At 65.1% G+C, this 26,740-nt stretch carries 23 protein-coding genes, 1 tRNA gene and 1 pseudogene; 10 read left to right on the top strand and 15 right to left on the bottom strand.

Features of this window, described 5'->3' with window-relative positions; genetic code table 11:
* Positions 1-310 precede the first annotated feature (310 nt).
* The 7 genes from cyoD to BUB20358_RS14005 form a co-directional block, all read right to left on the bottom strand.
* Complete coding sequence (gene cyoD / locus BUB20358_RS14035) at positions 311-643, bottom strand: cytochrome o ubiquinol oxidase subunit IV (RefSeq protein WP_006759069.1); 333 nt, start codon at positions 641-643, stop codon at positions 311-313.
* The gene (cyoC, locus tag BUB20358_RS14030; RefSeq protein WP_006763982.1) at positions 644-1,252 is read right to left on the bottom strand and encodes a cytochrome o ubiquinol oxidase subunit III; all 609 of its coding nucleotides are present in this window, start codon (positions 1,250-1,252) and stop codon (positions 644-646) included. It lies immediately after the preceding gene.
* Positions 1,252-3,258 (bottom strand): cytochrome o ubiquinol oxidase subunit I, encoded by a 2,007-nt coding sequence (gene cyoB / locus BUB20358_RS14025; RefSeq protein ID WP_035972127.1) that lies wholly within the window; start codon positions 3,256-3,258, stop codon positions 1,252-1,254. The genes cyoC and cyoB overlap by 1 nt, the downstream gene beginning before the upstream one ends.
* 3 nt (positions 3,259-3,261) lie before the next feature.
* Positions 3,262-4,149 (bottom strand): ubiquinol oxidase subunit II, encoded by an 888-nt coding sequence (cyoA, locus tag BUB20358_RS14020; RefSeq protein ID WP_006763980.1) that lies wholly within the window; start codon positions 4,147-4,149, stop codon positions 3,262-3,264.
* A gap of 267 nt (positions 4,150-4,416) precedes the next feature.
* Positions 4,417-5,937, bottom strand: coding sequence for a complex I subunit 4 family protein (locus BUB20358_RS14015; RefSeq protein ID WP_006763979.1), 1,521 nt, complete (start codon positions 5,935-5,937; stop codon positions 4,417-4,419).
* A gap of 757 nt (positions 5,938-6,694) precedes the next feature.
* Positions 6,695-6,788: transfer RNA gene (locus BUB20358_RS14010), tRNA-Ser, on the bottom strand.
* Positions 6,789-6,898: 110 nt separating this feature from the next.
* Complete coding sequence (locus BUB20358_RS14005; RefSeq protein ID WP_035972125.1) at positions 6,899-8,152, bottom strand: aspartate kinase; 1,254 nt, start codon at positions 8,150-8,152, stop codon at positions 6,899-6,901.
* Between BUB20358_RS14005 and BUB20358_RS28785 the strand changes: the two are divergent.
* Positions 8,135-8,372: pseudogene (locus BUB20358_RS28785) on the top strand (hypothetical protein); the annotation flags it as partial. The gene BUB20358_RS14005 and the pseudogene BUB20358_RS28785 overlap by 18 nt on opposite strands.
* 123 nt (positions 8,373-8,495) lie before the next feature.
* Here BUB20358_RS28785 and tilS read toward each other — a convergent pair.
* From tilS to cysS, 4 genes are all read right to left on the bottom strand, one after another.
* Positions 8,496-9,902: a tRNA lysidine(34) synthetase TilS gene (tilS, locus tag BUB20358_RS14000; protein WP_006763977.1), complete on the bottom strand. Its 1,407-nt coding sequence runs from the start codon at positions 9,900-9,902 to the stop codon at positions 8,496-8,498.
* A 43-nt stretch (positions 9,903-9,945) separates the two neighbouring features.
* Positions 9,946-10,917 (bottom strand): acetyl-CoA carboxylase carboxyltransferase subunit alpha, encoded by a 972-nt coding sequence (locus tag BUB20358_RS13995; RefSeq protein WP_006408210.1) that lies wholly within the window; start codon positions 10,915-10,917, stop codon positions 9,946-9,948.
* A gap of 113 nt (positions 10,918-11,030) precedes the next feature.
* Positions 11,031-11,897: a DNA-3-methyladenine glycosylase family protein gene (locus BUB20358_RS13990; protein WP_006763975.1), complete on the bottom strand. Its 867-nt coding sequence runs from the start codon at positions 11,895-11,897 to the stop codon at positions 11,031-11,033.
* Positions 11,898-11,940: 43 nt separating this feature from the next.
* Entirely contained in the window at positions 11,941-13,338 is a 1,398-nt protein-coding gene (gene cysS / locus BUB20358_RS13985) for a cysteine--tRNA ligase (protein WP_006763974.1), read from the bottom strand.
* A 234-nt stretch (positions 13,339-13,572) separates the two neighbouring features.
* Between cysS and BUB20358_RS13980 the strand changes: the two genes are divergently transcribed.
* The 4 genes from BUB20358_RS13980 to BUB20358_RS13965 all read left to right on the top strand — a co-directional run bounded on the left by BUB20358_RS13980 (position 13,573) and on the right by BUB20358_RS13965 (position 16,311).
* Positions 13,573-14,295, top strand: a complete 723-nt coding sequence (locus BUB20358_RS13980; RefSeq protein WP_035972123.1) for a tetratricopeptide repeat protein — start codon at positions 13,573-13,575, stop codon at positions 14,293-14,295.
* A 38-nt stretch (positions 14,296-14,333) separates the two neighbouring features.
* A complete protein-coding gene (locus tag BUB20358_RS13975) occupies positions 14,334-14,909 on the top strand; it encodes a peptidylprolyl isomerase (protein ID WP_006763972.1) in 576 nt (191 codons plus the stop codon).
* 88 nt (positions 14,910-14,997) lie between these two features.
* Positions 14,998-15,489 carry a peptidylprolyl isomerase gene (locus tag BUB20358_RS13970; protein WP_006763971.1) on the top strand — a complete coding sequence of 164 codons (492 nt, stop codon included), beginning with the start codon at positions 14,998-15,000 and terminating at the stop codon, positions 15,487-15,489.
* A gap of 21 nt (positions 15,490-15,510) precedes the next feature.
* On the top strand, positions 15,511-16,311 hold the full coding sequence (locus tag BUB20358_RS13965) for a UDP-2,3-diacylglucosamine diphosphatase (protein WP_006763970.1): 801 nt from the start codon (positions 15,511-15,513) through the stop codon (positions 16,309-16,311).
* A gap of 7 nt (positions 16,312-16,318) precedes the next feature.
* Here BUB20358_RS13965 and cysE read toward each other — a convergent pair whose 3' ends face one another.
* Together cysE and BUB20358_RS13955 are read right to left on the bottom strand one after the other, a co-directional pair.
* Complete coding sequence (cysE, locus tag BUB20358_RS13960; RefSeq protein ID WP_006763969.1) at positions 16,319-17,122, bottom strand: serine O-acetyltransferase; 804 nt, start codon at positions 17,120-17,122, stop codon at positions 16,319-16,321.
* A gap of 259 nt (positions 17,123-17,381) precedes the next feature.
* On the bottom strand, positions 17,382-18,212 hold the full coding sequence (locus BUB20358_RS13955; protein ID WP_035972120.1) for an RNA methyltransferase: 831 nt from the start codon (positions 18,210-18,212) through the stop codon (positions 17,382-17,384).
* A gap of 282 nt (positions 18,213-18,494) precedes the next feature.
* On the opposite strand from BUB20358_RS13955, the gene BUB20358_RS13950 reads away from it, so the two are divergent.
* The 3 genes from BUB20358_RS13950 (at position 18,495) to BUB20358_RS13940 (ending at position 23,562) form a co-directional block, all read left to right on the top strand.
* On the top strand, positions 18,495-19,295 hold the full coding sequence (locus BUB20358_RS13950; RefSeq protein WP_035972118.1) for an inositol monophosphatase family protein: 801 nt from the start codon (positions 18,495-18,497) through the stop codon (positions 19,293-19,295).
* 366 nt (positions 19,296-19,661) lie between these two features.
* A complete protein-coding gene (gene mutS / locus BUB20358_RS13945) occupies positions 19,662-22,319 on the top strand; it encodes a DNA mismatch repair protein MutS (protein WP_006763967.1) in 2,658 nt (885 codons plus the stop codon).
* The gene (locus tag BUB20358_RS13940) at positions 22,300-23,562 is read left to right on the top strand and encodes a hypothetical protein (protein WP_045552514.1); all 1,263 of its coding nucleotides are present in this window, start codon (positions 22,300-22,302) and stop codon (positions 23,560-23,562) included. Before mutS ends, BUB20358_RS13940 begins: the two co-directional genes overlap by 20 nt.
* Here BUB20358_RS13940 and BUB20358_RS13935 read toward each other — a convergent pair.
* Positions 23,542-24,084, bottom strand: coding sequence for an FKBP-type peptidyl-prolyl cis-trans isomerase (locus tag BUB20358_RS13935; protein ID WP_035972116.1), 543 nt, complete (start codon positions 24,082-24,084; stop codon positions 23,542-23,544). The genes BUB20358_RS13940 and BUB20358_RS13935 overlap by 21 nt on opposite strands.
* Before the next feature lie 32 nt (positions 24,085-24,116).
* On the opposite strand from BUB20358_RS13935, the gene BUB20358_RS13930 reads away from it, so the two are divergent.
* Together BUB20358_RS13930 and BUB20358_RS28690 are read left to right on the top strand one after the other, a co-directional pair.
* A complete protein-coding gene (locus BUB20358_RS13930) occupies positions 24,117-25,334 on the top strand; it encodes a cupin domain-containing protein (RefSeq protein ID WP_045552427.1) in 1,218 nt (405 codons plus the stop codon).
* A 55-nt stretch (positions 25,335-25,389) separates the two neighbouring features.
* Entirely contained in the window at positions 25,390-25,635 is a 246-nt protein-coding gene (locus BUB20358_RS28690) for a hypothetical protein (RefSeq protein ID WP_081293574.1), read from the top strand.
* 328 nt (positions 25,636-25,963) lie between these two features.
* On the opposite strand, the gene BUB20358_RS13925 is transcribed toward BUB20358_RS28690, so the two are convergent.
* Positions 25,964-26,740 carry an MBL fold metallo-hydrolase gene (locus tag BUB20358_RS13925; protein WP_006763963.1) on the bottom strand — a complete coding sequence of 259 codons (777 nt, stop codon included), beginning with the start codon at positions 26,738-26,740 and terminating at the stop codon, positions 25,964-25,966.

The following is a 26,740-nucleotide window of genomic DNA, read 5'->3' as shown; positions in this document are numbered from 1 at the left end:
CTTCGAGTTGTTTCATGTGTGATTCGACTATAGCGACAAGCGCCGCCGCTGCATATTTCACGTTTGTAAGAACTGATGCACGGCATCGCAACCGGAACCGGGCGCTAACGTCTTGTAACAATCGGCGGCGCGATCCCGCGGGCCGGACGCCGGGCCGCCCGAATCATACTGCGTTCCGGCGACTTCGCGCCGGCCCGCCGCCCGCCCCGGGACGATGCGGGCGCAACGTCCGCGACGCGCGCCGCGGGCAAAAAAAAGCGGCACACGCGTGCCGCTTCTTCATGGCCGGCGCGATGCACCGCGACGCCGCTCAGCGCGACATCATGTTCATGCTCACGTTGTGCATCACCCACAGCGTGCCGACGATCAGAATCGCGGCGGTCAGCACCGTGTAGCTGAACGCCATCACGTTCCAGCGCTGGCCCGACGAGCCGTTCATGTGCAGGAAGTACACGAGGTGCACGACGATCTGCACGAACGCGAGCGCCGCGAGCGCGATCAGCGACGCGTGCGGCGACAGCACGCCGCCCATCACGAGACCGAACGACGCGGCCGTCAGCAGCACCGACAGGATGAAACCGGCGACGTAGCCGCCGACGCTGCCGTGCCCTTCTTCGAGTTGAGACGAATGCGAATGGGCCATTTAGATCACGCTCGCAAGATAGACAAAGGAAAACACGCAGATCCACACGATGTCGAGGAAGTGCCAGAAAAGGCTCAGGCATGTCAGGCGGCGCAGGTCGCGATCGGTCAGATCGCCGCTGCGCAGCACGATCTGCGCGGCCAGCACGATCATCCACAGCAGGCCGACCGTCACGTGCAGCCCGTGCGTGCCGACCAGCGTGAAGAACGCCGACAGGAACGCGCTGCGCTGCGGGCCGGCGCCTTCCGCGATCAGATGCGCGAACTCGCGCAACTCCATCGCGAGAAACGCCGCGCCGAGCACGAACGTGACCGCGAGCCACGCGAGCAGCGCGCCGCGCCGTTGCCTGTACGCGGCCAGCATCGCGAATCCGTACGTGATGCTCGACAGCAGCAGCGCGGCGGTTTCGACCGCGACGCCCGGGATGTCGAACAGGTCCTTCGCGGTCGGACCGCCTGCGTACTGGTTGCCGAGCACCGCGAACGTCGCGAACAGCGCGGCGAAGATCACGCAGTCGGTCATCAGGTACAGCCAGAAACCGAACACCGAATGCGACGGCGGATGGTCGTCGTGCTCGAGCAGGGTTGCGCTCAAGGTTTTCTGCAACATCAGTTGGCCTCCAGTTCCACGTCGTCGACACGCGCGGTCACGCGCTTCGTCGACTGCTTCTCTTCGATCTTGCGCACCGTCGACGCCGGAATGTAATAGCCGTCGTTATCGCGCGAGCTGTAGATCACGAGCGTCGCGACGATGCCGACGAGCCCCGCGATCGCGAGCCACCAGATGTGCCACACCAGCGCGAAACCGAGCACGAGGCTGAAGATGCCGATCACGAGACCCGCGCACGTATTCGACGGCATGTGTATGTCGCGGATCGCCGCCGGATCGGGCCGGCCGTCGCCGCGCGCCTTCATGTCCGCGTACGCGTCGAGCGTGCGCACCTGCGGGATCACCGCGAAGTTGTACGCGGCCGGCGGCGACGTGGTCGCCCACTCGAGCGTGCGGCCGCCCCACGGATCGCCGGACGTGTCGCGATACGCGGGCAGGTTGCGGTTGCGGATGCTGACGACGAGCTGCAGCAGCTGGCACGCGATGCCGATCGCGATCAGCACGGCGCCGAACGCGGCGACGAGCAGCCACGGATGCCAGGCCGGATTGTCGTAGTGGTTCAGGCGGCGCGTCATGCCCATGAAGCCCAGTACGTACAGCGGCACGAACGCGACGTAGAAGCCCACCTGCCAGAACCAGAACGCGGCCTTGCCGAGCTTCTCGTTCAGCTTGAAGCCGAACGCTTTCGGGAACCAGTAGTTGAAGCCCGCGAGATAGCCGAACAGCACGCCGCCGATGATCACGTTATGGAAATGCGCGATCAGGAACAGGCTGTTGTGCAGCACGAAATCCGCGCCGGGGATCGCCATCATCACGCCGGTCATCCCGCCGAGCGTGAACGTGACCATGAAACCGATCGTCCACAGCACGGGCGTCGTGAACCGGATCCGGCCGCGATACATCGTAAACAGCCAGTTGAACACCTTCACGCCGGTCGGAATCGCGATGATCATCGTCATGATCCCGAAGAACGCGTTCACGTTCGCACCGGAGCCCATCGTGAAGAAGTGATGCAGCCACACGAGGAACGACAGCACCATGATCGCGCACGTCGCGTACACCATCGTCTTATAGCCGAACAGCGGCTTCTTCGCGAACGTCGCGATGACTTCCGAGAAGATCCCGAACGCGGGCAGGATCAGGATGTACACCTCCGGATGGCCCCACGCCCAGATCAGGTTCAGGTACAGCATCGCGTTGCCGCCGGCTTCGTTCGTGAAGAAGTGCATGCCGAGGTAACGATCGAGGCCGAGCAGCGCGAGCGTCGCGGTCAGGATCGGAAACGACGCCATGATCAGCACGTTCGTGCAGAGCGCCGTCCACGTAAACACCGGCATCTTCATCAGCGTCATGCCGGGCGCGCGCATCTTGATGATCGTCACGAAGAAGTTCACGCCCGTCAGCAGCGTGCCGACGCCCGATATCTGCAATGCCCACAGGTAGTAGTCGACGCCGACTCCCGGGCTGAACTGCAGCTCCGACAACGGCGGATAGGCGAGCCAGCCCGTCTGCGCGAACTCGCCGATCACGAGCGAGATGTTGATCAGGATCGCGCTGACCGCCGTCATCCAGAACGACAGCGAGTTGATGAACGGAAACGCGACGTCGCGCGCGCCGATTTGCAGCGGCACGATCAGGTTCATCAGGCCGACCATGAACACCATCGCCATGAAGAAGATCATGATCACGCCGTGCGCGGTGAAGATCTGGTCATAGTGATGCGGCGGCAGATAGCCGGGCGCGTTGTACGCGAGCGCGAGCTGCATGCGCATCATGATCGCGTCCGCGAAGCCGCGCAGCAGCATGATCAGCGCGACGATGATGTACATCACGCCGAGCTTCTTGTGATCGACCGTCGTCAGCCATTCCGTCCACAGCCACTTCCAGCGGCCGGTGATCGTCAGCGCGGCGAGGATGCCCACGACGACCAGCGCCATGAACGCGCCGGCCCCCATGATGATCGGCTGATCGAACGGAATCGCCGAGAGTGTGAGTTTGCCGAACATGCGTTACCCCTTCGTGCCGCAGGCGGCGTCCTTCAGATCGAGGACGTGGCCGTCGTTGTATTTCGCGATGATGTTGTGGAAGAGCCGCGGATCGACCGACGAGAAGTAGCGCACCGGCGCCTTCTCGCTCGGCTGCGCGACCGTGCCGTACATCGTCGCGTCGAGCCGGTCCGGAGACGCCTTCACCTTCCGCACCCATGCGTCGAACTGTTCGCGCGGCTCGGCAAGCGTGCGGAACTTCATGTCCGAGAAGCCGCGGCCGCTGAAGTTCGCGGACGTGCCCGCGTAGTTGCCCGGTTCGTCGGCGATCAGATGCAGACGCGTCTGCATGCCGGCCATCGCATAGACCTGGCCGCCGAGCTGCGGAATGAAGAACGAGTTCATCACCGAATCGGACGTGATGCGGAAATTCACCGGCGTGCCGACCGGAATCGCGAGCTGGTTGACCGACGCGATCCCGAGCTCCGGATAGATGAACAGCCACTTCCAGTCGAGCGCGACGACCTCGACGTCGATCGGCTTCACCGACGATTCGAGCGGCTTGTACGGATCGAGCTCGTGCGTGGTCTTCCACGTGAGCACGCCGAGGAACAGGATGATCAGCGTCGGCACCGTCCAGATCACGACCTCGATCGCGGTCGAGTGCGACCAGTTCGGCGCGTACGCCGCGTTGCGGTTCGACGCGCGATAGCGCCATGCGAACCACAGCGTGAGTACGATCACGGGCACGACGACGATCAGCATCGCCCACGTCGACGTCGCGATCAGCGCCTTTTCCGCGGCGCCCACGCTTCCTTTCGGATTTAGAACGTCTAAATTACAGCCTGACAGGGTCAGCGCCGCGCCGATCGACATCAGCGCCGCCCCGCCTCTTGAAGCTCTTCTATTCATTACACAGCCCGAGGGTCATTGAATCCGTTGCGTATCCCGATGCGCATCCGATTCACGAAAGTGGCCGCATCATACGTCGCGCGACTGCGATGAAAAACCGGCGGGCACGGCAAATCATCATTGCAAAATCCGCCGTGAGACAGATTGTCGCGGGGCGATTTCGCGCGGCCGCGCGCGTGGGCCGCATTGCGCGGCGGACCACGATCGATGCGTGCGCAACGGCCGCATCGCAGCGCGATGCGAGCCGGATGCATGCTGCGGCGGCGATCAGCCGTGCGCGGACGCGACCTGCGTCGGCGAGACGGAATCGGCTGGCGGCAGCTTCGAATGACTCGCGTCGTCGATCAGCCGGCCGACGGTCGGATCGATCGCGTCGGTAAACGGCTTCGGATCGATGCCGACCGCCAGCACGATCAGCGCAAGCGACGCGAACATCGCGATCTCGCGGCGATTCAGGTCGACGAGCTTCGCGATGCGCGCGTTCGCGACCTTGCCGAACACGACGCGCTTGAGCATCCACAACGTGTACGCCGCGCTGAGGATCAGCGTCAGCGCGGCGATCGCGCCGATCCAGAAATTGAAGCGAATCGCGCCCATGATCACCATGAACTCGCCGACGAAGCCCGACGTGCCCGGCAAGCCGACGTTCGCCATCGCGAACAGCAGCGCGAACGTCGCGAAACGCGGCATCACGCCGGCCACGCCGCCGTACGCGGCGATTTCGCGCTCCTTCGTGCGCTCGACGAGCACGCTCACGCACAACAGCATCGCGCCCGCGACGAATCCGTAAGACACCAGCTGAACGATCGCGCCTTCGACGCCGATCCGGTTGAACAGGAACAATCCGAGCGTGACGATCCCCATGTGCGCGACCGTCGAATACGCGAGCAGCTTGCCGAGGTCGGTTTGCGCGAGTGCGATCAGGCTCGCGTAGACGATCGCGAACAGCGACAGCGCGATGACAGCCGGTGCGAAGAAATGGCTGGCGTCGGGCGTGATCGGCAACGCGAAGCGCAGGAAACCGTAGCCGCCGAGCTTCAGCATCGCGAGCATCAGCGCGGCGCCGGTCGGGCCGTCGGTATAGACGTCGCGCAGCCACGTATGCACCGGCCACATCGGCACCTTGACCGCGAACGCGGCGAAGAAGCCGACGAACACCAGCAGCTGCGGCGCGAAGCCGAACTGCAGCGTGCGCCACGCGCTCATGTCGAACGTATGCGACTTCGCGTACAGGTACAGCATCGCCGCGAGCAGCAGCAGCGATCCGGCGAACGAGACGAAGAAGAACTTCACGGCCGCGTGCACGCGATGCTCGCGCCCCCACGTGCCGATCAGCAGGTACAGCGGAATCAGCGTCGCTTCGAAGAAGACGAAGAACAGCAGCCCGTCCTGCGCGACGAACACGCCGACCATCAGGCCGGACAGGATCAGGAACGACGCGTAGTACTGCGCGACGCGCACCGTGATCGACGTCCACGACGCAAGCACGACCACGACCGTCGTGAACGCGGTGAGCGCGACGAGCCAAATCGAAGCGCCGTCGATGCCGACGCGCCATCCGGCGTCGAACGCCGCAAGCCAGTCGCGCCGTTCGACGAACTGCATTGCGGCCGAATGCGGATCGAAGCCGGCAACGAGCGGAACGACGGTCGCCAGGCCCACGAGCGCACCGACGAGCGCGACGACTCTCGTGCGACGCGCATGGCGGTCGGAACCAGCGCGCAACAGACACGTGCCGAACAGGATCGGAGCCCAGATTGCCAGGCTCAGCAAGGGAAAATCATGCATGTCAACAGGCCTTCAGAGGGTCGTGCACTGCCACGGGGACAGGCGCGACGAAAGAAACGAAATCGAATCGACAGGTAGATTTCGTGAATCGCCAGTGTTGGGAAACTGTAAAGCGGTATCAGTGCGAAGCTTGACGCCGCTCAAGCGCAATCGGGTTAACCAGCATAAAGCGGTTGCTTAATTTTTGCATTGCAGCAGCGAGGCGTTTGGCTGCGCGGATATAGTTCGCTGATTTTTCTAGCTAATTTTTTTGCGAACCGGTGCAGTCGGATCATGTACATCGATGCGGCGCGGCATTTTTTTCAAACGCGGGATGTTGCGAAGATCAGCCACACGGCGATAGCTGGCGATCGAAGGCACGCGCGAATGCTTACAACTTTTCTTACGTTTTTATTTCTTTCGACGACAGCAAGTCCTTGGTCCGAGGCCTCTTATGCTGAGCGTCGCCACGAACGAACGTTGTGCGGCGAGTCGAAGCATGCGCATGTAAACGTACGTTGAGCGTCGTGCTGATACGGCGCACTCGGAGCGCGCATGCTGCGCTCACGCGAATCAACTGATCGTGCTACTGAAGGAATGGAAGGACCTACTTGTCGACATCGATTCTTTGATACCGATTCGATCGACCGTTAGCCGCGACTCTCGATCCAATCCTGCGCTGACCCAGCAGCTCACGACGTGCATTGAACGACAAACCGATGCCGGAAAAGAAAAGCCCCGCAAGTCCGAGAACTTGCGGGGCTTGTTCCGCCATTTCTGGCGGAGACGGAGGGATTCGAACCCTCGATCCAGGTTTTGGCCCAGATGCTCCCTTAGCAGGGGAGTGCCTTCGACCTCTCGGCCACGTCTCCCAAACCTTCGCTCGCACCAGGGAGGCAGTGCGACGAAACCAAGATCATATAGGGTTTGGAGCCGTTGGTCAATTTCTGCGATGCATTTTCTTCAATGCATCACCAAAAATTCACGCAGCCTGATCGAGTTCGAATGCCTTGTGCAGCGCGCGGACCGCCAACTCCATGTATTTCTCGTCGATCAGCACCGAAATCTTGATTTCGGACGTCGAGATCATCTGGATGTTGATGCCCTCTTCCGACAGCGTGCGGAACATCTTGCTCGCGACGCCCACGTGCGAACGCATGCCGACGCCGACGACCGACACCTTCGACACCTTCGGATCGCCCTGCACCTGCTCCGCGTTCACATGGCCCTTCACCTGATTGGTGAGGATGTCCATCGCCTTCTGGTAGTCGCCGCGGCCGACCGTGAACGTGAAGTCCGTCTTGCCCTCGACGCTCTGGTTCTGGATGATCATGTCGACGTCGACGTTCGCGTCGGCGACCGGGCCGAGGATCTGATACGCGATACCGGGCTTGTCGGGCACGCCCATCACAGCGATGCGTGCTTCGTCGCGCTGAAACGCGATGCCGGAAATGACTGCCTTTTCCATGGTCTCGTCTTCTTCAAAAGTAATCAGGGTGCCCGAGCGCATTTCTTCGTCGAGCGCAATCAGCGGATCGGTCAGGCTCGACAGCACACGCGTCTTCACCTGGTATTTGCCGGCGAATTCGACCGAGCGGATCTGCAGAACCTTCGAGCCGAGGCTCGCCATTTCCAGCATCTCCTCGAACGTCACGCGATCGAGGCGGCGCGCCTCTTCGACGACGCGCGGATCGGTCGTATAGACGCCGTCGACGTCCGTATAGATCAGGCACTCTTCGGCGCCCAGCGCGGCCGCGACCGCGACCGCCGACGTGTCGGAACCGCCGCGCCCCAGCGTCGTGATGTGGCCGTCAGGATCGACGCCCTGAAAGCCCGTAATGATCACGACCTTGCCTGCGTTCAGATCGGCTTTCACGCGTTCGTCGTCGATCGAGTGAATGCGCGCCTTCGTGAACGCGCTGTCCGTCTTGATCGGCACTTGCCAGCCCGCATAGCTGACGGCCTCGACGCCGATTTCCTGCAGCGCGATCGACAGCAGGCCGACGCTGACCTGCTCGCCGGTCGACGCGATCATGTCGAGCTCGCGCGGGCTCGGCTGGCTCGAAATCTCTTTCGCGAGACCGAGCAGACGGTTGGTTTCGCCGGACATCGCAGACGGCACGACCACCATCTGGTGCCCGGCCTGATGCCATTTTGCGACGCGTTTCGCGACGTTCTTGATGCGCTCGACCGAGCCCATCGAAGTGCCGCCGTATTTGTGTACGATGAGTGCCATTGTCGTTCTGAACTGAAGGAGAGACCGCACGGGCGCGCAGGGCAAGCCGCGTTGCCGTTCGGTCACGCGGCTTGTGGCTGTGGACGGACGACGGGGAAGACGGCTGGGACGCAACACGCGAGCGTGACGGATTTTGCCCGCAAGGCCGATCGGGCCGCGCAAACCGGGTACGTCACGCGGAAAACCTGCACAGATCGCTCGAAAATCGAGCCGAGCAAACGTCCGAGCGTACCCGATAGACGCACGCTTGACAAGCCGCCGCCCTTGCCGGCAGGTATTCCGGCGCCGTTTACCAGATGGTGAAAATCGCGCGCCGCCGCGCGTCCGGAACGCGGCGCCCGCGCTATGCGATCAGCACATCGGGACGCCAGTCGATCCGGCGCCACGGACGGTCGTCGGCCGGCTCGGCATCCCGATCGACGCCGAGCCGCGGCACGTAGATGAGCCGCTCGCCGACGAACAGCAGCGGCACGTCGCGCTGCCATGCCGGCACGCCGCGCTCCTGGAACAGGTTCTTCAGCGTGCGACGGGGGCCGCCCGGCGACGTGCGCATCCGCTCGCCGCCGGCACGGGCGCGCGCGACGAGTCTCGCACTGCGCAGCAGCGCTTCCGGCACCGCACCGTCGCTGCCGGCGTCCGCCGGTGCGAACACGAACGTGCCGCGCCATGCCGGCAGATGCCAGACCTGCTGGCCGTCCCATGCCAGCACGGCGTCGGGGCGCGCCATCCCGGTATCGTCATCCGCCGGCTCGGTACTGTCGCCGGCCTCCCAATAGATCGCGTCGCGATAGAGCCGCAGGCACTGTCCCGCATGATCGACACGCAGCGCGTGCGCATCGTGCGCGTCGCGCAGCTGCCGCATCATGTTCGCGAGCCGTGCGGCCGATGCACCCGGCAGGCCGAGCCGCCGCATCCAGAAGCGCAGCAGGTTCGCGCCGCGCACGTCGTCGAACGCGATCAGCGCATCGCGCGACAGTGCACGTCCATCGTCGCGCGCCGCGCCCGCGAAATCGAGTTCGGCCAGATCGTCGAGCAGCCGCTGCGCGGCAGCCGCATGCTGCGCGGCGCGACCGAGCGCATCGCGAAAACCGGGAAAGTGAACGGCGAGCGTCGGCAGCACGTCGATGCGCAGCGCATTGCGCGCGTAGCGCGTATCGCCGTTCGATTCGTCGTCGATCCATGCGAGATCGCGCTGCGCCGCATAGCGCTCCAGTTGCGCGCGCAACAGCCGCAGCAGCGGCCGTACGCGCTCGACGCTCGCGCCGCCGGGACGATAGCGCGGCGCCATCGCGGCCAGCCCTGCGATTCCGGCGCCGCGCAGCAACTGCAGCAGGACCGTCTCCGCCTGATCGTCCGCATGTTGCGCGATCCATAGCGCGGCCGCGCCGTGCGCCTCGCACATCGCGTCGAGCGCCGCGTAGCGGCTCTCCCGCGCGCTCGCCTCGATGCCGAGGCCGCTGTCGCGCGGCACGTCGACGCGCATCGATTCGAACGCGACGCCGAGCCGCGTCGCGGTGGCCTGCGCGTGCGCGGCCCACGCATTCGCATTCGCGCTCAGACCGTGATGCACGTGCAGCGCAATGCAGCGTGACGCGCCGGCGACACGCACGGCCGCATCGAGCAGCACCGTCGAATCGAGCCCGCCGCTGTACGCGATCGCGATGCGCGCATCGGACGGCATGTCCGCAAGCGCAACGCCGACCGCATCGAGTACGACGCGGTCGGCGGAGAATTCGGTCGGCGGGATCACGACGCAAGCGCGCGCCGGGCGGCGCGCATCATCGATACGCGGGTCATGCGCCCGGCGTGGTTTCCTTGAACTTGCCGTAGGCCATCAGGCGCTCGAAGCGGCGCTCGCGCAGCGCATCGATGCTCATGCCCTGGAACTGGCGCAGCGAATCGGCAAGCGCGCGGCGCAGCAGCGCAGCCATGCCCTTCGGATCGCGGTGCGCGCCGCCGAGCGGCTCGTTGACGATCTTGTCGATCAGCCCCAGCGCCTTCAGTCGATGCGCGGTCAGGCCGAGCGCCTCCGCAGCTTCGGGCGCCTTCGCGGCGCTCTTCCACAGGATCGACGCGCAGCCTTCCGGCGAGATCACCGAGTAGGTCGAGAACTGCAGCATCATCACGGTATCGGCGACCGCGATCGCGAGCGCGCCGCCCGAGCCGCCCTCGCCGATCACGGTCGTGATGATCGGCGTCTTCAGCTCGGCCATCACGTACAGGTTGCGGCCGATCGCCTCCGACTGGCCGCGCTCTTCCGCGCCGATGCCCGGATACGCGCCCGGCGTGTCGACGAACGTGAAGATCGGCAAGCCGAACTTCTCGGCAAGGCGCATCAGACGTTCGGCCTTGCGATAGCCTTCCGGGCGCGGCATCCCGAAGTTGCGCGCCGCGCGCTCCTTCGTGTCGCGGCCCTTCTGATGGCCGATCACCATGCACGGATGGCCGCCGAAGCGCGCGAGACCGCCGACGATCGACAGATCGTCCGCAAATGCGCGGTCGCCATGCAGTTCGTGAAAATCGGTAAACAGTTCCGCAACGTAATCGAGCGTGTACGGACGCTGCGGATGCCGCGCGATCTGCGAAACCTGCCACGGCGTGAGATTCGCGTAGAGGTCCTTCGTCAGTTGCTGGCTTTTCTTCGACAGACGCTCGATTTCTTCCGAAATATCGACAGCCGAGTCGTCCTGCACGAATCGCAACTCCTCGATCTTGGCCTCGAGTTCGGCGATCGGCTGTTCGAAATCCAGAAACGTGGTCTTCATGTGTTCGAATCCTTGGGTCTTGCGGCAGCGCGTATTCTACCCGCGCGAACGACGCGCAAAACCGGCTCTCAACTATTGATGTTTAAAACCCGATAGCCGTCGATCGGCTGCTCTCACGCGCCGGCGTCGGACGCGTCGAGGCTGCGCCACATGTACCAGGTCGCGACGGTGCGCCACGGTTCCCAGTTGGCGGCCACCTCGCGCGCCTCGCTGCGCGTGACGGGTTCCCCGCTGAAGTAATTGACGCTGATCGCGCGGATCAGGCCCGGATCGTCGAGCGGCATCACGTCCGGTCGCGACAGGTTGAAGATCAGGAACATCTCGGCCGTCCAGCGGCTGATGCCGCGAATCTGCGTGAGTTCCGCGATCACGTCCTCGTCGTCCATCGACATCCATTTGTCGACGTGCAGCGCGCCCGATACGAAATGCTGCGCGAGGTCGAGAATGTATTCGGTCTTGCGCTTCGACAGCCCGCATGCGATCAGCTTGTCCGCGCCGAGCCGAATGACCGGCTGCGGCGCGAGCTTCGGACACGCGTCCTCGATGCGCGCCCACAGCGACTGCGCGGACGGCGCCGAGATCTGCTGACCGACGACCGAGCGTGCGAGCGTGACGAACGGATCGCCGCGCTTCACGAGATGCGCAGGACCGAACTTCGGGATCAGCTTCTTCAGGATGCGATCGCGCTTCATCAGATCGGCGCACGCCTTGTCCCAGTATGCGGGGCGCACGACGGCGTCCGCGCCGTCGGCCGTCGCATCGGACTCGCGCGCCTTGCGCACTGCGTCCGCGGCCGGCATCGCCGCATCCGTCTGCACGGCGTCCGCACTCTTTGCGCGCGCGGGCTTCGCATGACCGTTGAGCGCGCCGTTCGGCACGCCGCGCGCGACGTCCGCCTTCTCGGCCGGCGCGCGCCTGGCTGCCGGACGCACGGCGACCGCGGTCGCACGCCTGACCGGCGCTTTTCTGGCCGTTGCCATCTTGCCTCCTACCCGACGGATCGGTCAGTGGAACGCATCGCGGTCATACGCGACGCCATTCGGTCGATCCGCCCGGTTTGTCTTCAAGTGCGATACCGGCGTCGAGCAGTTCCGCCCGAATCCGGTCCGCTTCGGCATAGTCCTTCGCTTGCTTCGCCGCGACGCGCGCGGCGATCTTCGCTTCGATCTCGTCGGCCGCGAGCCCGCCGTCCCGCGCGGCGCCGGACGCCTGCTGCAGGAACGCGCGCGGTTCGCGCCCGAGCAGGCCCAGCAGGCCCGCCAGTTGTTTCAGTTGCCGCGCGAGCGATGCATCGCGCGTGCGGTTCACTTCGCCGGCCAGCTCGAACAGCGTCGCGATCGCGACCGGCGTGTTGAAGTCGTCGTTCATCGCGGCGGCAAAGCGCTGTGCGTGCGGCTCGCTCCAGTCGAGCGCGAGCGCGTCCGGCTCGACGTCCTTCAGCGCGGTGTACAGGCGCGTGAGCGACGCGCGCGCATCGTCCAGATGCACGTCGCTGTAGTTGAGCGGCGACCGGTAGTGCGTGCGCACGATGAAAAAGCGCACGACTTCGGCATCGTACCGCTCGAGCACTTCGCGAATCGTGAAGAAGTTGCCGAGCGATTTCGACATCTTCTCGTTGTCGACCTGCACGAAGCCGTTGTGCATCCAGTAATTGACGAACGTCTGGCCGGTCGCGCCCTCGCTCTGCGCGATCTCGTTCTCGTGATGCGGGAACTGCAGATCCTGCCCGCCGCCGTGGATGTCGAAATGCTCGCCGAGCAGCGTGCAGCCCATCGCCGAGCACTCGATGTGCCAGCCCGGCCGGCCCATCCCGTACTTCGATTCCCACGACGCGCCTTCGGGATCTTCAGGCTTCGCCCGCTTCCACAGCACGAAATCGAGCGGATCTTCCTTCGCGTCGTTCGCGGCGACGCGCTCGCCGGCGCGCAGGTCGTCGAGCGACTTGCCCGACAACTTCCCGTAATTCGCGAACTTGCGCACCGAATAATTGACGTCGCCGTCGGTCGCCTGATATGCGTATCCGTTCGACTCGAGCTGCTCGATCATCCCGAGCATCTGCGGAATGAACTGCGTCGCGCGCGGCTCGATGTCGGGCCGCTGAATGCCGAGCGCGTCCTCGTCTTCGTGCATCGCGCCGATGAACCGATCGGTCAGCGACTTGATCGTCTCGCCGTTCTCGACCGCGCGACGGATGATCTTGTCGTCGATGTCGGTGATGTTGCGCACGTACGTGACGCGATAGCCGATCGCACGCAGCCAGCGCTGGACGAGGTCGAACACGACCAGCATGCGCGCATGGCCCACGTGACAATAGTCGTAGACGGTGATCCCGCATACGTACATCCGTACTTCGCCGGAACGGCGCGGCACGAAAACTTGCTTGTCACGCGCGAGCGTGTTGTAGATGCGCAGTGATTCCATAGAGATGAACCGTGAGCCGAAGGAAACCGCCCTGGCGAAACTCGCCCTGCATGCGAACCGGACGAACCACCTGCTGCGGCGCCATGCCGAGCGTCCTCGATATCACATGGGGCGGTCAGGCTGCAAGCACAGCGGTGACGGCCACGAGAGGCAAAGAAAGACTGTCCGCCGCTCGCCGGAACGCGCAGACGTTTTGTTAGAATGGGTCGAAGTATAACATTCCGAATTACGCCTATGAAATCTCATCGCGGCCGCGCGCAGAGCGCTGCGACCCTCGTTGCGACCGCCGTCATGGGCGTCGCGCTGACGCTTTTCGCGGTCCCTGCGGCGCACGCGCAAAAGGCTCCGGCCGTCGCCGACGGCACGCCCGAAATCGACGCGTCGATCGCCGGCAAACAATGGAAGCAGGCGCTCGCGCAGCTCGACGCGCGCATCGCGTCGAACCCGCACGACGTGCAGGCGCAGTTCAAGCGCGGCACCGTGCTCGCGCGCCTGAACCGCGACGACGACGCGATCCAGCAGTTCGTCGCGATCACGCAGGCGTACCCGGAACTCCCCGAACCGTACAACAACCTCGCCGCACTCTATGCGAAGCACGGCCGCTACGACGAAGCGCGCGCCGCGCTCGTGACCGCGACGCAATCGAACCCGAGCTATTCGCTCGCGTACGAAAACCTCGGCGATCTGTACCTGCGCCTCGCGGCCGAATCGTACAAGCGCGCGCAATCGCTCGGGCGCACGAGCGGCGCGACCGCGCAGCGTCTCGCCGATCTGCAGAAGATCGTGTCGCCGCCGAAGTCCGCGTCGAGCGCGCGCGCGATCACGCCGGCCACGCGCGAGTACACCGACCGTGCGGCGGCGAACGTCAGCACCACGACGCTGCCGATGTCGCCGACGTTCCAGTTCAACGGTCCGTCGGGCGCACTCACGGCGCCGTACGTCGCGCCGTCGCAGTGAGCGGCGTCGCCTTCTTTTTTCCCAACCTGAGGATCGCAATGAAACGTCTGTTGCTGGCGCTTGGCGGCGCCGCCCTTCTCGCGACCGCGCCCGCATTCGCGCAAACGTCCACCGCGCACCCCGTCGTGCAGCTGAAGACCTCGCAGGGCGACATCCGCGTCGAGCTCTATCCGGAAAAAGCGCCGAAGACGGTCGCCAACTTCCTCGATTACGTGAAGTCCGGCCAGTACAACGGCACGATCTTCCATCGCGTGATCAAGGGCTTCATGATCCAGGGCGGCGGCTACAAGACGAACTTCGACGAGAAGCCCACGCGCGCGCCGATCCCGCTGGAAAGCCGCAATGGTCTGAAGAACCTGACCGGCACGATCGCGATGGCGCGCACGAGCGATCCGAATTCGGCCACCGCGCAGTTCTTCATCAACACGGTCGACAATAGCGGTCTCGACTACCCGAACCCGGACGGCAATGGCTACGCGGTGTTCGGCAAGGTCGTGTCGGGCCTCGACGTCGTGAAGAAAATCGAAAGCGTGCCGACGACGTCGCGCGGCCCGATGCAGGACGTGCCCGTGCAGCCGGTCGTGATCGAATCGGCGAGCGTCGTCTCGAAGTAAGAACCTGCCGGCACGTCCGGCGCCACACGCGGCCGCGTCGCACGACCGGCCGCGTGCCATTTAAACCGCCTCATCGAAGGAATTCATCATGGTTGAACTGCATACGAACCACGGCGTGATCAAGCTCGAGCTCGACGCCGCGAAGGCACCGAAGACGGTCGAGAACTTCCTCAACTACGTGAAGAAGGGGCACTACGACGGCACCGTGTTCCATCGCGTGATCAACGGCTTCATGATCCAGGGCGGCGGCTTCGAGCCGGGCCTCAAGCAGAAGCCGACCGATGCGCCGATCGACAACGAGGCGAACAACGGGCTGAAGAACGACAAGTACACGATCGCGATGGCGCGCACCAACGACCCGCATTCGGCGACCGCCCAGTTCTTCATCAACGTGAACGACAACGACTTCCTGAACCACTCGTCGCCGACGCCGCAGGGCTGGGGCTACGCGGTGTTCGGCAAGGTCGTCGAGGGCCAGGACGTGGTCGACAAGATCAAGGCCGTCAAGACGGGCAACGCGGGCTTCCATCAGGACGTGCCGACCGACGACGTCGTGATCGAGAAGGCCGTCGTCGTCTGACGCGGTGACGGAGGCACTTCGATGTTGCAGGAGAGTCCGCCGCGAAGCGTCTCCGCGGGCGTGCCGGGCGAGCGCGAATACGCGCAAGCCGCACGCCCGTTCCTGTTTCTCGCCGATCTGCATCTGAGCGAGGCGATCCCGAAGACGGTCGCCGCGTTTGAGCATTTCGTCAAATACACGGCCGACAGCGCCGACTCGGTGTTCATCCTCGGCGATCTGTTCGAATACTGGATCGGCGACGACGTGCTCGACGACGATCCGTTCGTCGCGCGAATGGCCGCGCTGATGCATACGTTCTCGGAGCGCGGCATCGCGCTCTACGTGATGCACGGCAACCGCGACTTCCTGCTCGGCCGACGCTTCATGAAAGCGGCCGGCGCGATGCTGCTACCCGATCCCGCGCTGATCATGGCGTTCGGACAGCGCATCGTGCTCGCACACGGCGACGCGCAATGCACGGCCGATCGCGGCTATCAATGGTTCCGCCGTTTCGCGCGCAACCGCGTCGCGCAAGCGCTGTTTCTCGCGTGGCCGTTCCGCTGGCGTCGCGCGCTCGCGCGACGGATGCGCGCGAACAGTGAAGCGGACCGGATGCGGCCTGCTTCGTCGATCTACGACGTCACGCATGAAGGTGTGGCCGCGTTGTTCCGGAAGAGTCGCGCGAGCGTGATGATTCACGGTCATACGCATCGTCCGGCACGCCATATGGAGCCGGGCGGCATACGGTGGGTGCTGCCCGACTGGGACCTCGATCACGGCATGCCGCGCGGCGGCTATCTGCGCGTCGATGCCGACGGCATTCATCCGATGCCGCTCGACTGATGCCGCGCTACGACTGACGCTCGAGCGCCTTTCCTTCCAGAACCGCCGACAGCCTGCGCAGGTCGAGGCGCGCCGCATCGGCGCCCTGCAGCGTTTCCAGATGTGTGCCGAGCCGCTCCAGCGCCGCGACGATCTCGTCGACACGCCGGCTTTCCTTCGCCGCGTGATCGATCAGCCCGTGAATCGCGAGCGACATCGGATCGTCGGCGTTCGGCGTGATCCCGTATGCGCAGAACGCCGCGCGCTCGGGCTGCGGTTTCGGTTGCGCCGGCATCACGATGCGCGCCGGATTGCCGACCGCCGTGCCGCCTGCAGGCACCGGCTTCACCACTACCGCGTTCGACCCGATCTTCGCGCCGGCGCCGACCGTGAAGCCGCCGAGCACCTTCGCGCCCGCGCCGACGATCACGCCGGCTTCGAGCGTCGGATGGCGCTTCGCGCCGCGCGTGAGCGACGTGCCGCCGAGCGTCACGCCCTGATAGATCGTGCAGTCGTCGCCGACGATCGCCGTTTCGCCGATCACGACGCCCATCCCGTGATCGATGAACACGCGTCGGCCGATCGTCGCACCGGGGTGAATCTCGATACCGGTCAGGAACCTGCCCACCTGCGACGCGAAGCGCGCAAGCCAGTAGCGCTTCGCGCGCCAGCACGCATGCGCGAAGCGGTGCAGCATGAGCGCATGCAGCCCCGGATAACAGGTCAGCACTTCCCAGGCACTGCGAGCGGCGGGGTCGCGCTCGCGAATCGTCGCAACGTCTTCGCGCAGTCTCGTGAACATGATCCGATCGGGGAAAAGGCCGGCGCGCATCGCCGGCGCTGCCCGGCCGTTATCGCACCGGGTAATTTGTTTATGACGTCCGGGGATTGTAGGGCCAGTCGCGCGCGACCGCACGACGCGTCGCGTTCACCCCGCCGGTCGCGCGGGTATTCGGGCAGGATGCCGTGCCGCGCGTTCCGGCGCGTGTCCTGCATCCCGCGTATTGGAACAAGCGGAACCGCGGCGATCATGCGACCCGGATTCCGCGTACGCGCGAGCGCCGGTTCCACATGTGTGCCGCGTGTGCCGCTTACGCGTCGCCGTCCGGCGTGCCCGACTTCAACAGGATGTGCTTCGCGATGCCGCGCAGAATGTTCACCTCTTCGCGCTCGAGCGCCGTGCGCGAGAAAAGGCGTCGCAGCCGCGGCATCAGTTTCTTCGGATTGCGCGGATCGAGGAACTCCAGCGCGATCAGCGCGCTCTCGAGATGCGCGTACATCCGCTCGATCTCTTCGCTCTGCGCGAGCGTGCCGCCGCCGGCCTGCGCTTGCGGCGGCGGTTCGCGCCCGCCCTCGCATTCGAGAAACGCGACACGCAGCTCATAAGCGAGCACCTGCACGGCCTGCGCGAGATTCAGCGAGCTGTACGCCGGATTCGCCGGAATGTGCGCGAGCGCGCTGCATTGCTCGACGTGCTCGTTCGCGAGCCCCGTGCGCTCGTTGCCGAACACGAGCGCAACGTCGCCGGTGCCGACCTGCACGCGCGCGTGCGCGGCGGCCGCCCGCGGGGCGAGGCGCGGCGGCCCGTATTCGCGCGTGCGTGCAGTCAGCGCGACCGACCAATGCACGCCGGACAGCGCATCGCCGAGCGTCGGCACCACGTGTGCCGATGCGAGCACGTCGTCGGCGCCGCTCGCCATCGCGATCGCATCCGGATCGCTTTGCACGTGCGGCACGCGCGGCGCGACCAGCACGAGCCGCGAAAACCCCATCGTTTTCAGTGCGCGCGCGGCCGCGCCGACGTTGCCGGGATGACTGGGCTCGACCAGCACGAAGCGGGTCGATGTGAAGCCGCCGGACGGCGGCCGGGACGACGACGCGCCGAGCGCGGACGGCACGGCGTTGTTCTGCAAGGTTTCCACTACGGTACGACCCGGTTCATCAGAATGGCCGTATGGTATCGCCCATCGCCGCGACGCGCCCACTCGTCCGAACGGCCAGCACGGGTTTCCCCGCATTCCCGCCGCGTAAGACCGCCGATAATCGGGTAAAATCATGCCCTTACGCGCCGCCGTCCGGGCGACGCGGGTCGTGCCCTGCTCTTTGTCAATTCGCGTCTCACCTCGCCCGACACGCTCGCGCTGTCCCGGGCGGGTTGTTCCACTTCTTGGCGGCCCGTGCCGCCGGCTACAGGATCCAGACTCATGCATCCCATGCTCAACATTGCTGTCAAGGCTGCGCGCCGCGCCGGACAGATCATCAATCGCGCGTCGCTCGATCTCGATCTGATCGAGATCCGCAAGAAGCAACAGAACGACTTCGTCACCGAAGTCGACAAGGCCGCCGAAGATGCGATCATCGAGACGCTGAAAACCGCCTACCCAGATCACGCGATCCTCGCGGAGGAATCGGGCGAGTCCGACAACGAGTCCGAGTTCCAGTGGATCATCGATCCGCTCGACGGCACGACGAACTTCATCCACGGCTTTCCGTACTACTGCGTGTCGATCGCACTCGCACACAAGGGCGTCGTCACGCAGGCCGTCGTCTACGATCCGAACCGCAACGACCTCTTCACCGCCACGCGCGGCCGCGGCGCCTATCTGAACGACCGCCGCATCCGCGTCGGCCGCCGCGATCGCCTCGCGGACGCGCTCGTCGGCACGGGCTTCCCTTTCCGCGAGAAGGACGGCCTCGACGCGTATGCGCGCCTGTTCACAGAAATGACGCAGGCGTGCACGGGCCTGCGCCGGCCAGGCGCGGCGGCGCTCGATCTTGCAAACGTCGCGGCCGGCCGCCTCGACGCGTTCTTCGAGCAGGGCATCAACGTATGGGACATGGCCGCGGGCAGCTTGCTGATCACGGAGGCCGGCGGCCTCGTCGGCAACTACATGGGCGACGCGGATTTCCTGCATCGGCATGAGATCGTCGCCGCGAACCCGAAGATCTATGCGCAGATGATCCCGATCCTGAACCGCTACAGCCGCCTGCATTCGGCCGCGTAAGCGCGCCGAGCCGGGGTCGCATACGCCGACGGCCCGTGTCCGCTTCGTGCGGCACGGGCCGTCGGCATTTGGATCGTGAAACGCGAGCGAGGCTCGGCAGAGTCGCCGACGTTCGGCGTACACAGCCCTTTTATATTGACGTGTTCGAAGCCGGCGAGATCGGCGAGCACCCGCCCCCGCTGTACCGGCCGTCGGCGCCGCCCAAAACACACGCCATCGCGGCCGGACAAGAATCGTTTCGCTGCGCGCATGCGCAGAACGCGCAGCGGCAGCGCGTCACGTAAGCCGGCCGATCGGCCAACGTCCGCTGTAATCGTCGGCGCCGCTGGTAAACTCGGGCAACCCAAGCAACTTTACGCCGGATCTATGACCACGCTGTCGCCCGAGGCCTTCGCAGCCCATACTCCAATGATGCAACAGTACTTGCGCATCAAGGCCGACCACCCCGACACGCTCGTCTTCTACCGGATGGGCGACTTCTACGAGCTATTCTTCGAAGATGCGGAAAGAGCGGCGCGCCTGCTGGACCTGACCCTCACGCAGCGTGGCGCGTCGGCCGGCAACCCGATCAAGATGGCGGGCGTTCCGCATCACGCGGTCGAGCAGTATCTGGCGAAGCTCGTGAAGATGGGCGAGTCGGTTGCGATCTGCGAGCAGATCGGCGATCCGGCCACGTCCAAAGGCCCCGTCGAGCGCAAGGTCGTGCGCGTCGTCACGCCCGGCACGCTCACCGACGCTGCACTGCTGTCCGACAAGAACGACGTCTACCTGCTCGCGATGTGCACCGGTCACAACAAGCGCGGCGTCGTGGTCAATATCGGGCTCGCATGGCTGAACCTCGCGAGCGGCGCATTGCGGCTCGCCGAAATCGAGCCCGAACAGCTCGGCGCCGCGCTCGAACGCATCCGGCCGGCCGAAATTCTGACCGCCGATGGCACAACCGATACCGTGCCTGCCGGCGCAGGAACCATCAAGCGCGTGCCGGCGTGGCACTTCGACATCGCGTCCGGTACGCAGCGCCTGTGCGACCAGCTCGACGTCGCGAGCCTCGACGGCTTCGGCGCGCATTCGCTGACGAGTGCGTGCGGTGCCGCGGGCGCGCTGCTGCTGTATGCAGCCGCTACGCAAGGACAGCAGCTGCGGCACGTGCGCAGCCTCAAGGTGGAGAACGAGACCGAATACATCGGGCTCGATCCGGCCACGCGCCGCAATCTGGAACTGACCGAGACGCTGCGCGGCACCGAGTCGCCGACGCTGTATTCGCTGCTCGACACCTGCTGCACGACGATGGGCAGCCGCCTGTTGCGCCACTGGCTGCATCATCCGCCGCGCGCATCGGTTGCCGCACAGTCGCGCCAGCAAGCAATCGGCGCGCTGCTCGACGCGCCCGCGGACGCAAGCCTCGACGCACTGCGCAGCGCGCTGCGCCAGATCGCCGACGTCGAACGGATCACCGGCCGCCTCGCGCTGCTGTCCGCTCGGCCACGCGACTTGTCGAGCCTGCGCGATACGTTCGCCGCCCTGCCCGCGCTGCGCGAACGTATCGAGGCCATCGCCGCGAACGCCGATGCGCTGAAGCGCATTCATACGGCGCTCGTGCCGCCCGCCGAGTGTCTGGATCTGCTGACGAGCGCGATCGCGCCGGAGCCTGCCGCGATGGTGCGCGACGGCGGCGTGATCGCACGCGGCTACGATGCTGAGCTCGACGAGCTGCGCGACATCTCGGAGAACTGCGGCCAGTTCCTGATCGATCTCGAAGCGCGCGAACGTGCGCGCACAGGCATCGCGAACCTGCGCGTGGAGTACAACAAGGTGCACGGTTTCTATATCGAGGTCACGCGCGGCCAGACCGACAAGGTGCCCGACGACTATCGTCGCCGCCAGACGCTGAAGAACGCCGAACGCTACATTACGCCCGAACTGAAAACGTTCGAGGACAAGGCGCTGTCCGCGCAGGAACGCGCACTGTCGCGCGAGCGCTCGCTCTATGACGGCGTGCTGCAGGCGCTGTTGCCGTTCATTCCGGAGTGCCAGCGCGTTGCGTCCGCGCTTGCGGAACTCGACGTGCTCGCTGCGTTCGCGGAACGTGCGCGTGCGCTCGACTGGGTCGCACCGACTTTCACGGACGACGTCGGCATCGAAATCGAACAGGGTCGTCATCCGGTCGTCGAAGCGCAGGTCGAGCAGTTCATCGCGAACGATTGCCGGTTCGGCCCGGAGCGCAAGCTACTGCTGATCACCGGCCCGAACATGGGCGGTAAGTCGACCTTCATGCGGCAAACCGCATTGATCGCGTTGATGGCCTATGTCGGCAGTTACGTGCCGGCGAAGTCGGCGCGCTTCGGCCCGATCGACCGCATCTTTACGCGCATCGGCGCAGCCGACGATCTGGCCGGCGGCCGCTCGACATTCATGGTCGAGATGACGGAGGCCGCAGCGATCCTCAACGACGCGACACCGCAAAGCCTCGTGCTGATGGACGAGATCGGCCGCGGCACGTCGACGTTCGACGGTCTCGCACTCGCGTGGGCGATCGCACGCCATCTGCTCGCGCACAACGGCTGCTACACGCTGTTCGCAACGCACTACTTCGAGCTCACGCAACTGCCGGCGGAGTTCCCGCAAGCAGCGAACGTGCATCTGTCCGCCGTCGAGCACGGCCATGGCATCGTGTTCCTCCACGCGGTCAACGAAGGTCCTGCGAATCAGAGTTACGGGCTGCAGGTCGCGCAGCTGGCCGGCGTGCCGGCACCGGTGATCCGCGCCGCCCGCAAGCATCTCGCGTATCTCGAACAGCAATCGGCGTCGCAGCATACGCCGCAACTCGACCTGTTCAGCGCGCCGCCGGCCATGCCGGACGATCTCGAATGCGCGGACGCCCCGGCACCGGCTGACACGCCGCATCCGGCGCTCGAGAAGCTTCGCGACATCGATCCCGACGATCTGAAGCCGCGCGACGCGCTCGACCTGCTATATGAGCTGCGCGCGCTCGTCCGGTCACACGATGCCGACGGGCACGCATAAGCGCGCAATGCGCAAACCGCGGCACGCAGTCCGGGCTGCCGCGTGCGCTGCGGCCGCGTTCGTGCTCGTCCAGTCCGCCGCGCTAGCGGCGCCGGCCAAACGCACCGCCGCGACCCCGTCGTCGTTCGCAGTCGTATCCGGCGTCATCAACGTACCCGCGGACGAACCGGCCGCTCAGCGGCTGCTCGAATCGATTGCGCGGGAGCGCAATCTCGCGTTCATCGTCTACGCGGGCGATCTGAAAGGGGCGAAGGAGCCGTGCCGCGACGCGCTGTACGTACAGCGTGGCGCAATCCTCGACGCGTCGCGCGTGCCGCTGGTGTTCGTTCCCGGCCACGACGACTGGGTGGCCTGCAACGCGGCGGCCGGCGGCGGCTACGATCCGGTCGAGCGACTCGATTTCCTGCGGCAGACGCTGCTCGCCGACGCGGCGCTGCCCAACACCGACGCGCTGCAGATCACACGCGAAAGCGAAGTCGCGCGGTTTCGCCTGTATCGCGAAAACGCGCGCTGGATGCATGACGGCATCGTCTACGTCGCGCTCAACGTGCCGGCGCCGAATAATCACTTCCTGACGGCGGGCGGCCGCAACGGCGAGTTCGAAGATCGCATTATCGCGAACGGCTTCTGGATCGATCACGCGGCCGAATATGCGAAACGGCGCGACGCGCACGCGATGGTGGTGATTTTCGAAGGCGATCCGCAATTCGATCGCTACGAGCGCGCAGAGCGCTTTGCGTGGCTGCGTTTCAATCGGCCGCGCGTCCGCGACGGCTTTCGTGAGCTGAAACGAACCTTGGTGAAGGCGGCAGCGACGTTCCGCGGCCCGATCCTGGTCGTGCACGCGAGCGGCGAACCGCTCGCGAACGGTTTTCTGATCGATCGACCGCTGCATGCGGACGACGGTGAACTGGTCGGAAACGTGACGCGCGTCGCGATCGGCCCGCGCCACCCGACGACTCAGTGGGTAAAGATCGGCGTCTCGCCGGCGCGGCAGACGATCTTCAGCGTGAGTCTGCAGGACGTGCCGAAGAACGTCCCGGTGCCGCCGGCACTGCCGCTCGTGCCCCGGGACGACGTCCCGCTGCCTCAGATGCCGGAGATTCCGGCGTTGCCAGCGCTGCCCGACTCGTCGTCGCTCGCGCCGTCGCTGCAAGGCAATGGCGCGGCGCCAGGCGATGCGCCGTCAGGCGTCGCGCCGGTGCCCGCGCAGCCTGCCAGCTCAGTGCAGAGTACGCCCTGACGGGGACTCGCCGTTCTCGTCGTCATCCTCGTCGACGACCTCGATCCCGTCCGCGCCGTGCGCATGTTCGTGCTCGATCTCGTCTTCGGTCGCCTCGCGCACGTCCTTCACGGTGAGCGCGAAACGCAGCGCCATTCCGGCGAGCGGGTGATTGCCGTCCAGCACGACCTTGTCTTCGGCGATGTCGGTGACCGTATAGATCAGCGAATCGACATCTTCGTCGCCGTCTTCCGGCGTGCCTTCGAACTGCATGCCCACTTCGAGCGGCTCGGGAAAACGATCGCGCGGCTCGATCTTCACGAGTTCGGGATCGTAGTCGCCGAATGCGTCCTCGGGCTCGAGCTGAATCTGCGTCTGGTAACCGGGCTCCTGGCCGTCGAGCTGTTCCTCGATCTTGGGGAACGTGCCATCATAGCCGCCGTGCAGATAGACCATCGGCTCGTCGCTTTCCTCGATCAGATTGCCTTGCGCATCCGACAGCTTGTAAGCGACTGACACGACGGTGTTTTTTGCGATTTTCATCCAATTCTCCCAAATACAAGTCTCATTATACGATGCGCAACCGGTCTCAAGCCGAACCGCGGGATGCGGCCGCCCCGCTCGGCGCGCCGCCTTCCGATCTTCCCACTCCACTGCTCGGCGGCCTTACGCCGGCGCAATTCATGCGCCGCTACTGGCAGAAAAAACCGCTGCTGATCCGCCAGGCGATCCCCGGAGTGGCCTCGCCGGTCACGCGCGACGCATTGTTCGAGCTAGCGGCCGACTATGACGCCGAATCGCGACTGATTACCCATTTTCGTAACAAGTGGCAACTGACGCACGGTCCGTTCGAACCCGGCTCGCTGCCTGCCGTCACACGGCGTGCGTGGACGCTGCTCGTGCAGGGGCTCGACCTGCACGTCGACGCGGCGCGCGCGCTGCTCGACCGCTTCCGCTTCATCCCGGACGCGCGTCTGGACGACCTGATGATCTCGTACGCGACGGACGGCGGCGGCGTCGGCCCGCACTTCGATTCGTATGATGTATTCCTGCTGCAAGTCGAAGGTCGGCGGCGCTGGCGAATCGGCGCACAGACCGACCTGTCGCTGCAGCCGGACGTGCCGCTCAAGATCCTCCGGCATTTCGAGCCCAGCGACGAATGGGTGCTGGAACCGGGCGACATGCTGTACCTGCCGCCTCACATCGCGCACGACGGCGTGGCCGACGGCGAATGCATGACCTGCTCGATCGGCTTTCGTGCGCCATCGGCCGGTGAACTCGGCGCCCAATTCCTGTATTACCTCGCCGAACGCGGCGGCCTGCGCGACGGGCGTGGCGACGAGCTCTATCGCGACCCGAAGCAGCCGGCAGTCGACACGCCCGCGCAACTGCCGCCGGCGATGATCGATCGCGTGGCCGAGATCGTCGACGCGATCCGCTGGCGCAAGCGCGATATCGCCGATTTCCTCGGGTGCTATCTGAGCGAGCCGAAGCCGAATGTGGTATTCGAGCCGCCGGCGCGCCCGCTGTCCGAGGCGGCCTTCGTCGCGCAGGCGTCACGTCGCGGCGTGTGTCTCGACAGAAGGGCCGCATTGATGTATAACGCGCGCTCGTACTTCATCAATGGCGAAGAAGGGCCGCTCGAGCAGGCCAGCGAATGGCTGCCTGAACTGGCCGATCGGCGCCAAATGGAGGCGAAACGGTTTGTAACACTATCCCGGGTGCCGGCTATGACAGCCTTGCTTCACGAGTGGTATCGTGCGGGCTGGATACGGGTCGGAAACCGGATTTAGTGGAAGTTGCCCGTATGCCCGTACGGATCAAATTCTGTATGGGAAAGACAACGTATTGACCCCGCATTTGTCGACGGTCGATAGGAAAGTGCATATAATTTCCGCCCAAGCCGTAGGGAAGATTCACGCTCTAGAAGTGCGTCTCCACCAGCGGCCCAGGTCGGTGTTGGAGCACATTACCGGTATTGTTTCGCGCTGTTGCTTACCTTTAACCATAAAAGGACGTGATCATGAAGAAATCCCTCCTCGTAGCTTCCCTGTTGGCCGCTGTTGCACTGGCTGCTTGCAACAAGAGCGCTGACCAATCTGCTTCGTCGGCTGCAAGCGACGCTTCGGCCGCCGCTTCGTCGGCTGCTTCGGCAGTTGCTGGTGCTGCGAGCGACGCGTCGGCTGCTGCTTCGTCGGCAGCTGCTGCTGCAAGCGATGCAGCTGCTGCGTCGGCTGCTCCGGCAGCGTCGGCTGCTCCGGCTTCGGGCGCAAGCCAGTAAGCCTCAGCATCAGCTGAAAAAAACCGGCCCGAGGGCCGGTTTTTTTTCGCCTGTCGTTTTCCGCATCCTCCGCAACCGACGTAGATGATCGCGGCGTGCGGACGCGCAAGCCGATGCGCTCCCGCGACGGCGTTTCGGCAGCTATGCGAGCGCCAGCCAGTCGAAACCGGTGTCCTGCGTGGCGACCACCACATCGTCGCCGCTCGTCCCCAGCACGCCTGCAAACGCTTGGCGCGCCAGTTCCGGCAGATTGTTCTGCTGACTCAGATGGGCCGCGACGAGATGCTGCAGACGGCTGCGTTCCAGCGACGCGAGGATGCCGGCCGCCGCGTCGTTGCTCAGATGCCCGTGGCTTCCGCCGATACGCGCCTTCAGCGACTGCGGATAGCGGCTCGTCGCCAGCATCGCGGTGTCGTGATTCGACTCGAGCACCAGCGCGTCGCAGCCGCTCAGCACGCTCGTAATGTGCGGCGTCGCCATGCCGACGTCCGTCAGCACACCGAGACGTCGGCAGCCATCCATGAAGACGAACTGCAGCGGTTCGCGCGCGTCGTGCGGCACCGTATAAGGCATTACGGCGAGATCGCGTATCGCGACCGTTTCGTCGCCCCACAGGACGTGGAGATCGATATCGGCGTCGTCCGCGCCGACCGCGCGTGCGGTGCCCCAGCTCATATAGAGCGGCAGCGACGCACGGCGGGCGAGCGTCAACGCGCTGCCGACATGGTCGCTGTGTTCGTGTGTGACGAGGATCGCATCGAGATCGTCGATGCCGAGATTCAGGCGGCCGAGCCGGCGATCGACCTCCTTCGCCGAAAAACCGCAGTCGAGCAGCACGCGCGTGGTCGTCGTGCCACTCGAGGCCTCGACGACCAGCGCGTTGCCTTCGCTGCCGCTCCCGAGGCTGGCGAATCGCAC

Origin of the sequence: Burkholderia dolosa (genome assembly GCF_902499135.1) — a bacterium.
Classification (GTDB): Bacteria; Pseudomonadota; Gammaproteobacteria; order Burkholderiales; family Burkholderiaceae; genus Burkholderia; species Burkholderia dolosa.
Note: the sequence above shows the minus strand (reverse complement) of the source record. Positions and strands in the feature narration are given on the sequence as shown.

Bases quoted from the DNA above. Each gene is read 5' to 3' on its own strand.
- mutS (WP_006763967.1), top strand. From the start codon at position 19,662: ATGACCACGCTGTCGCCCGAGGCCTTCGCAGCCCATACTCCAATGATG.
- BUB20358_RS13995 (WP_006408210.1), bottom strand. From the start codon at position 10,917: ATGAAGACCACGTTTCTGGATTTCGAACAGCCGATCGCCGAACTCGAG.
- BUB20358_RS14015 (WP_006763979.1), bottom strand. From the start codon at position 5,937: ATGCATGATTTTCCCTTGCTGAGCCTGGCAATCTGGGCTCCGATCCTG.
- BUB20358_RS13930 (WP_045552427.1), top strand. From the start codon at position 24,117: ATGCGCAACCGGTCTCAAGCCGAACCGCGGGATGCGGCCGCCCCGCTC.
- BUB20358_RS13965 (WP_006763970.1), top strand. From the start codon at position 15,511: ATGTTGCAGGAGAGTCCGCCGCGAAGCGTCTCCGCGGGCGTGCCGGGC.
- cyoB (WP_035972127.1), bottom strand. From the start codon at position 3,258: ATGTTCGGCAAACTCACACTCTCGGCGATTCCGTTCGATCAGCCGATC.
- cyoD (WP_006759069.1), bottom strand. From the start codon at position 643: ATGGCCCATTCGCATTCGTCTCAACTCGAAGAAGGGCACGGCAGCGTC.
- BUB20358_RS13975 (WP_006763972.1), top strand. From the start codon at position 14,334: ATGAAACGTCTGTTGCTGGCGCTTGGCGGCGCCGCCCTTCTCGCGACC.
- BUB20358_RS13970 (WP_006763971.1), top strand. From the start codon at position 14,998: ATGGTTGAACTGCATACGAACCACGGCGTGATCAAGCTCGAGCTCGAC.
- cysE (WP_006763969.1), bottom strand. From the start codon at position 17,122: ATGCGCGCCGGCCTTTTCCCCGATCGGATCATGTTCACGAGACTGCGC.
- BUB20358_RS13950 (WP_035972118.1), top strand. From the start codon at position 18,495: ATGCATCCCATGCTCAACATTGCTGTCAAGGCTGCGCGCCGCGCCGGA.
- BUB20358_RS13990 (WP_006763975.1), bottom strand. From the start codon at position 11,897: ATGGCAACGGCCAGAAAAGCGCCGGTCAGGCGTGCGACCGCGGTCGCC.
- BUB20358_RS14005 (WP_035972125.1), bottom strand. From the start codon at position 8,152: ATGGCACTCATCGTACACAAATACGGCGGCACTTCGATGGGCTCGGTC.
- BUB20358_RS13980 (WP_035972123.1), top strand. From the start codon at position 13,573: ATGAAATCTCATCGCGGCCGCGCGCAGAGCGCTGCGACCCTCGTTGCG.
- BUB20358_RS13940 (WP_045552514.1), top strand. From the start codon at position 22,300: ATGCCGACGGGCACGCATAAGCGCGCAATGCGCAAACCGCGGCACGCA.
- cyoA (WP_006763980.1), bottom strand. From the start codon at position 4,149: ATGAATAGAAGAGCTTCAAGAGGCGGGGCGGCGCTGATGTCGATCGGC.
- BUB20358_RS13935 (WP_035972116.1), bottom strand. From the start codon at position 24,084: ATGAAAATCGCAAAAAACACCGTCGTGTCAGTCGCTTACAAGCTGTCG.
- cysS (WP_006763974.1), bottom strand. From the start codon at position 13,338: ATGGAATCACTGCGCATCTACAACACGCTCGCGCGTGACAAGCAAGTT.
- cyoC (WP_006763982.1), bottom strand. From the start codon at position 1,252: ATGTTGCAGAAAACCTTGAGCGCAACCCTGCTCGAGCACGACGACCAT.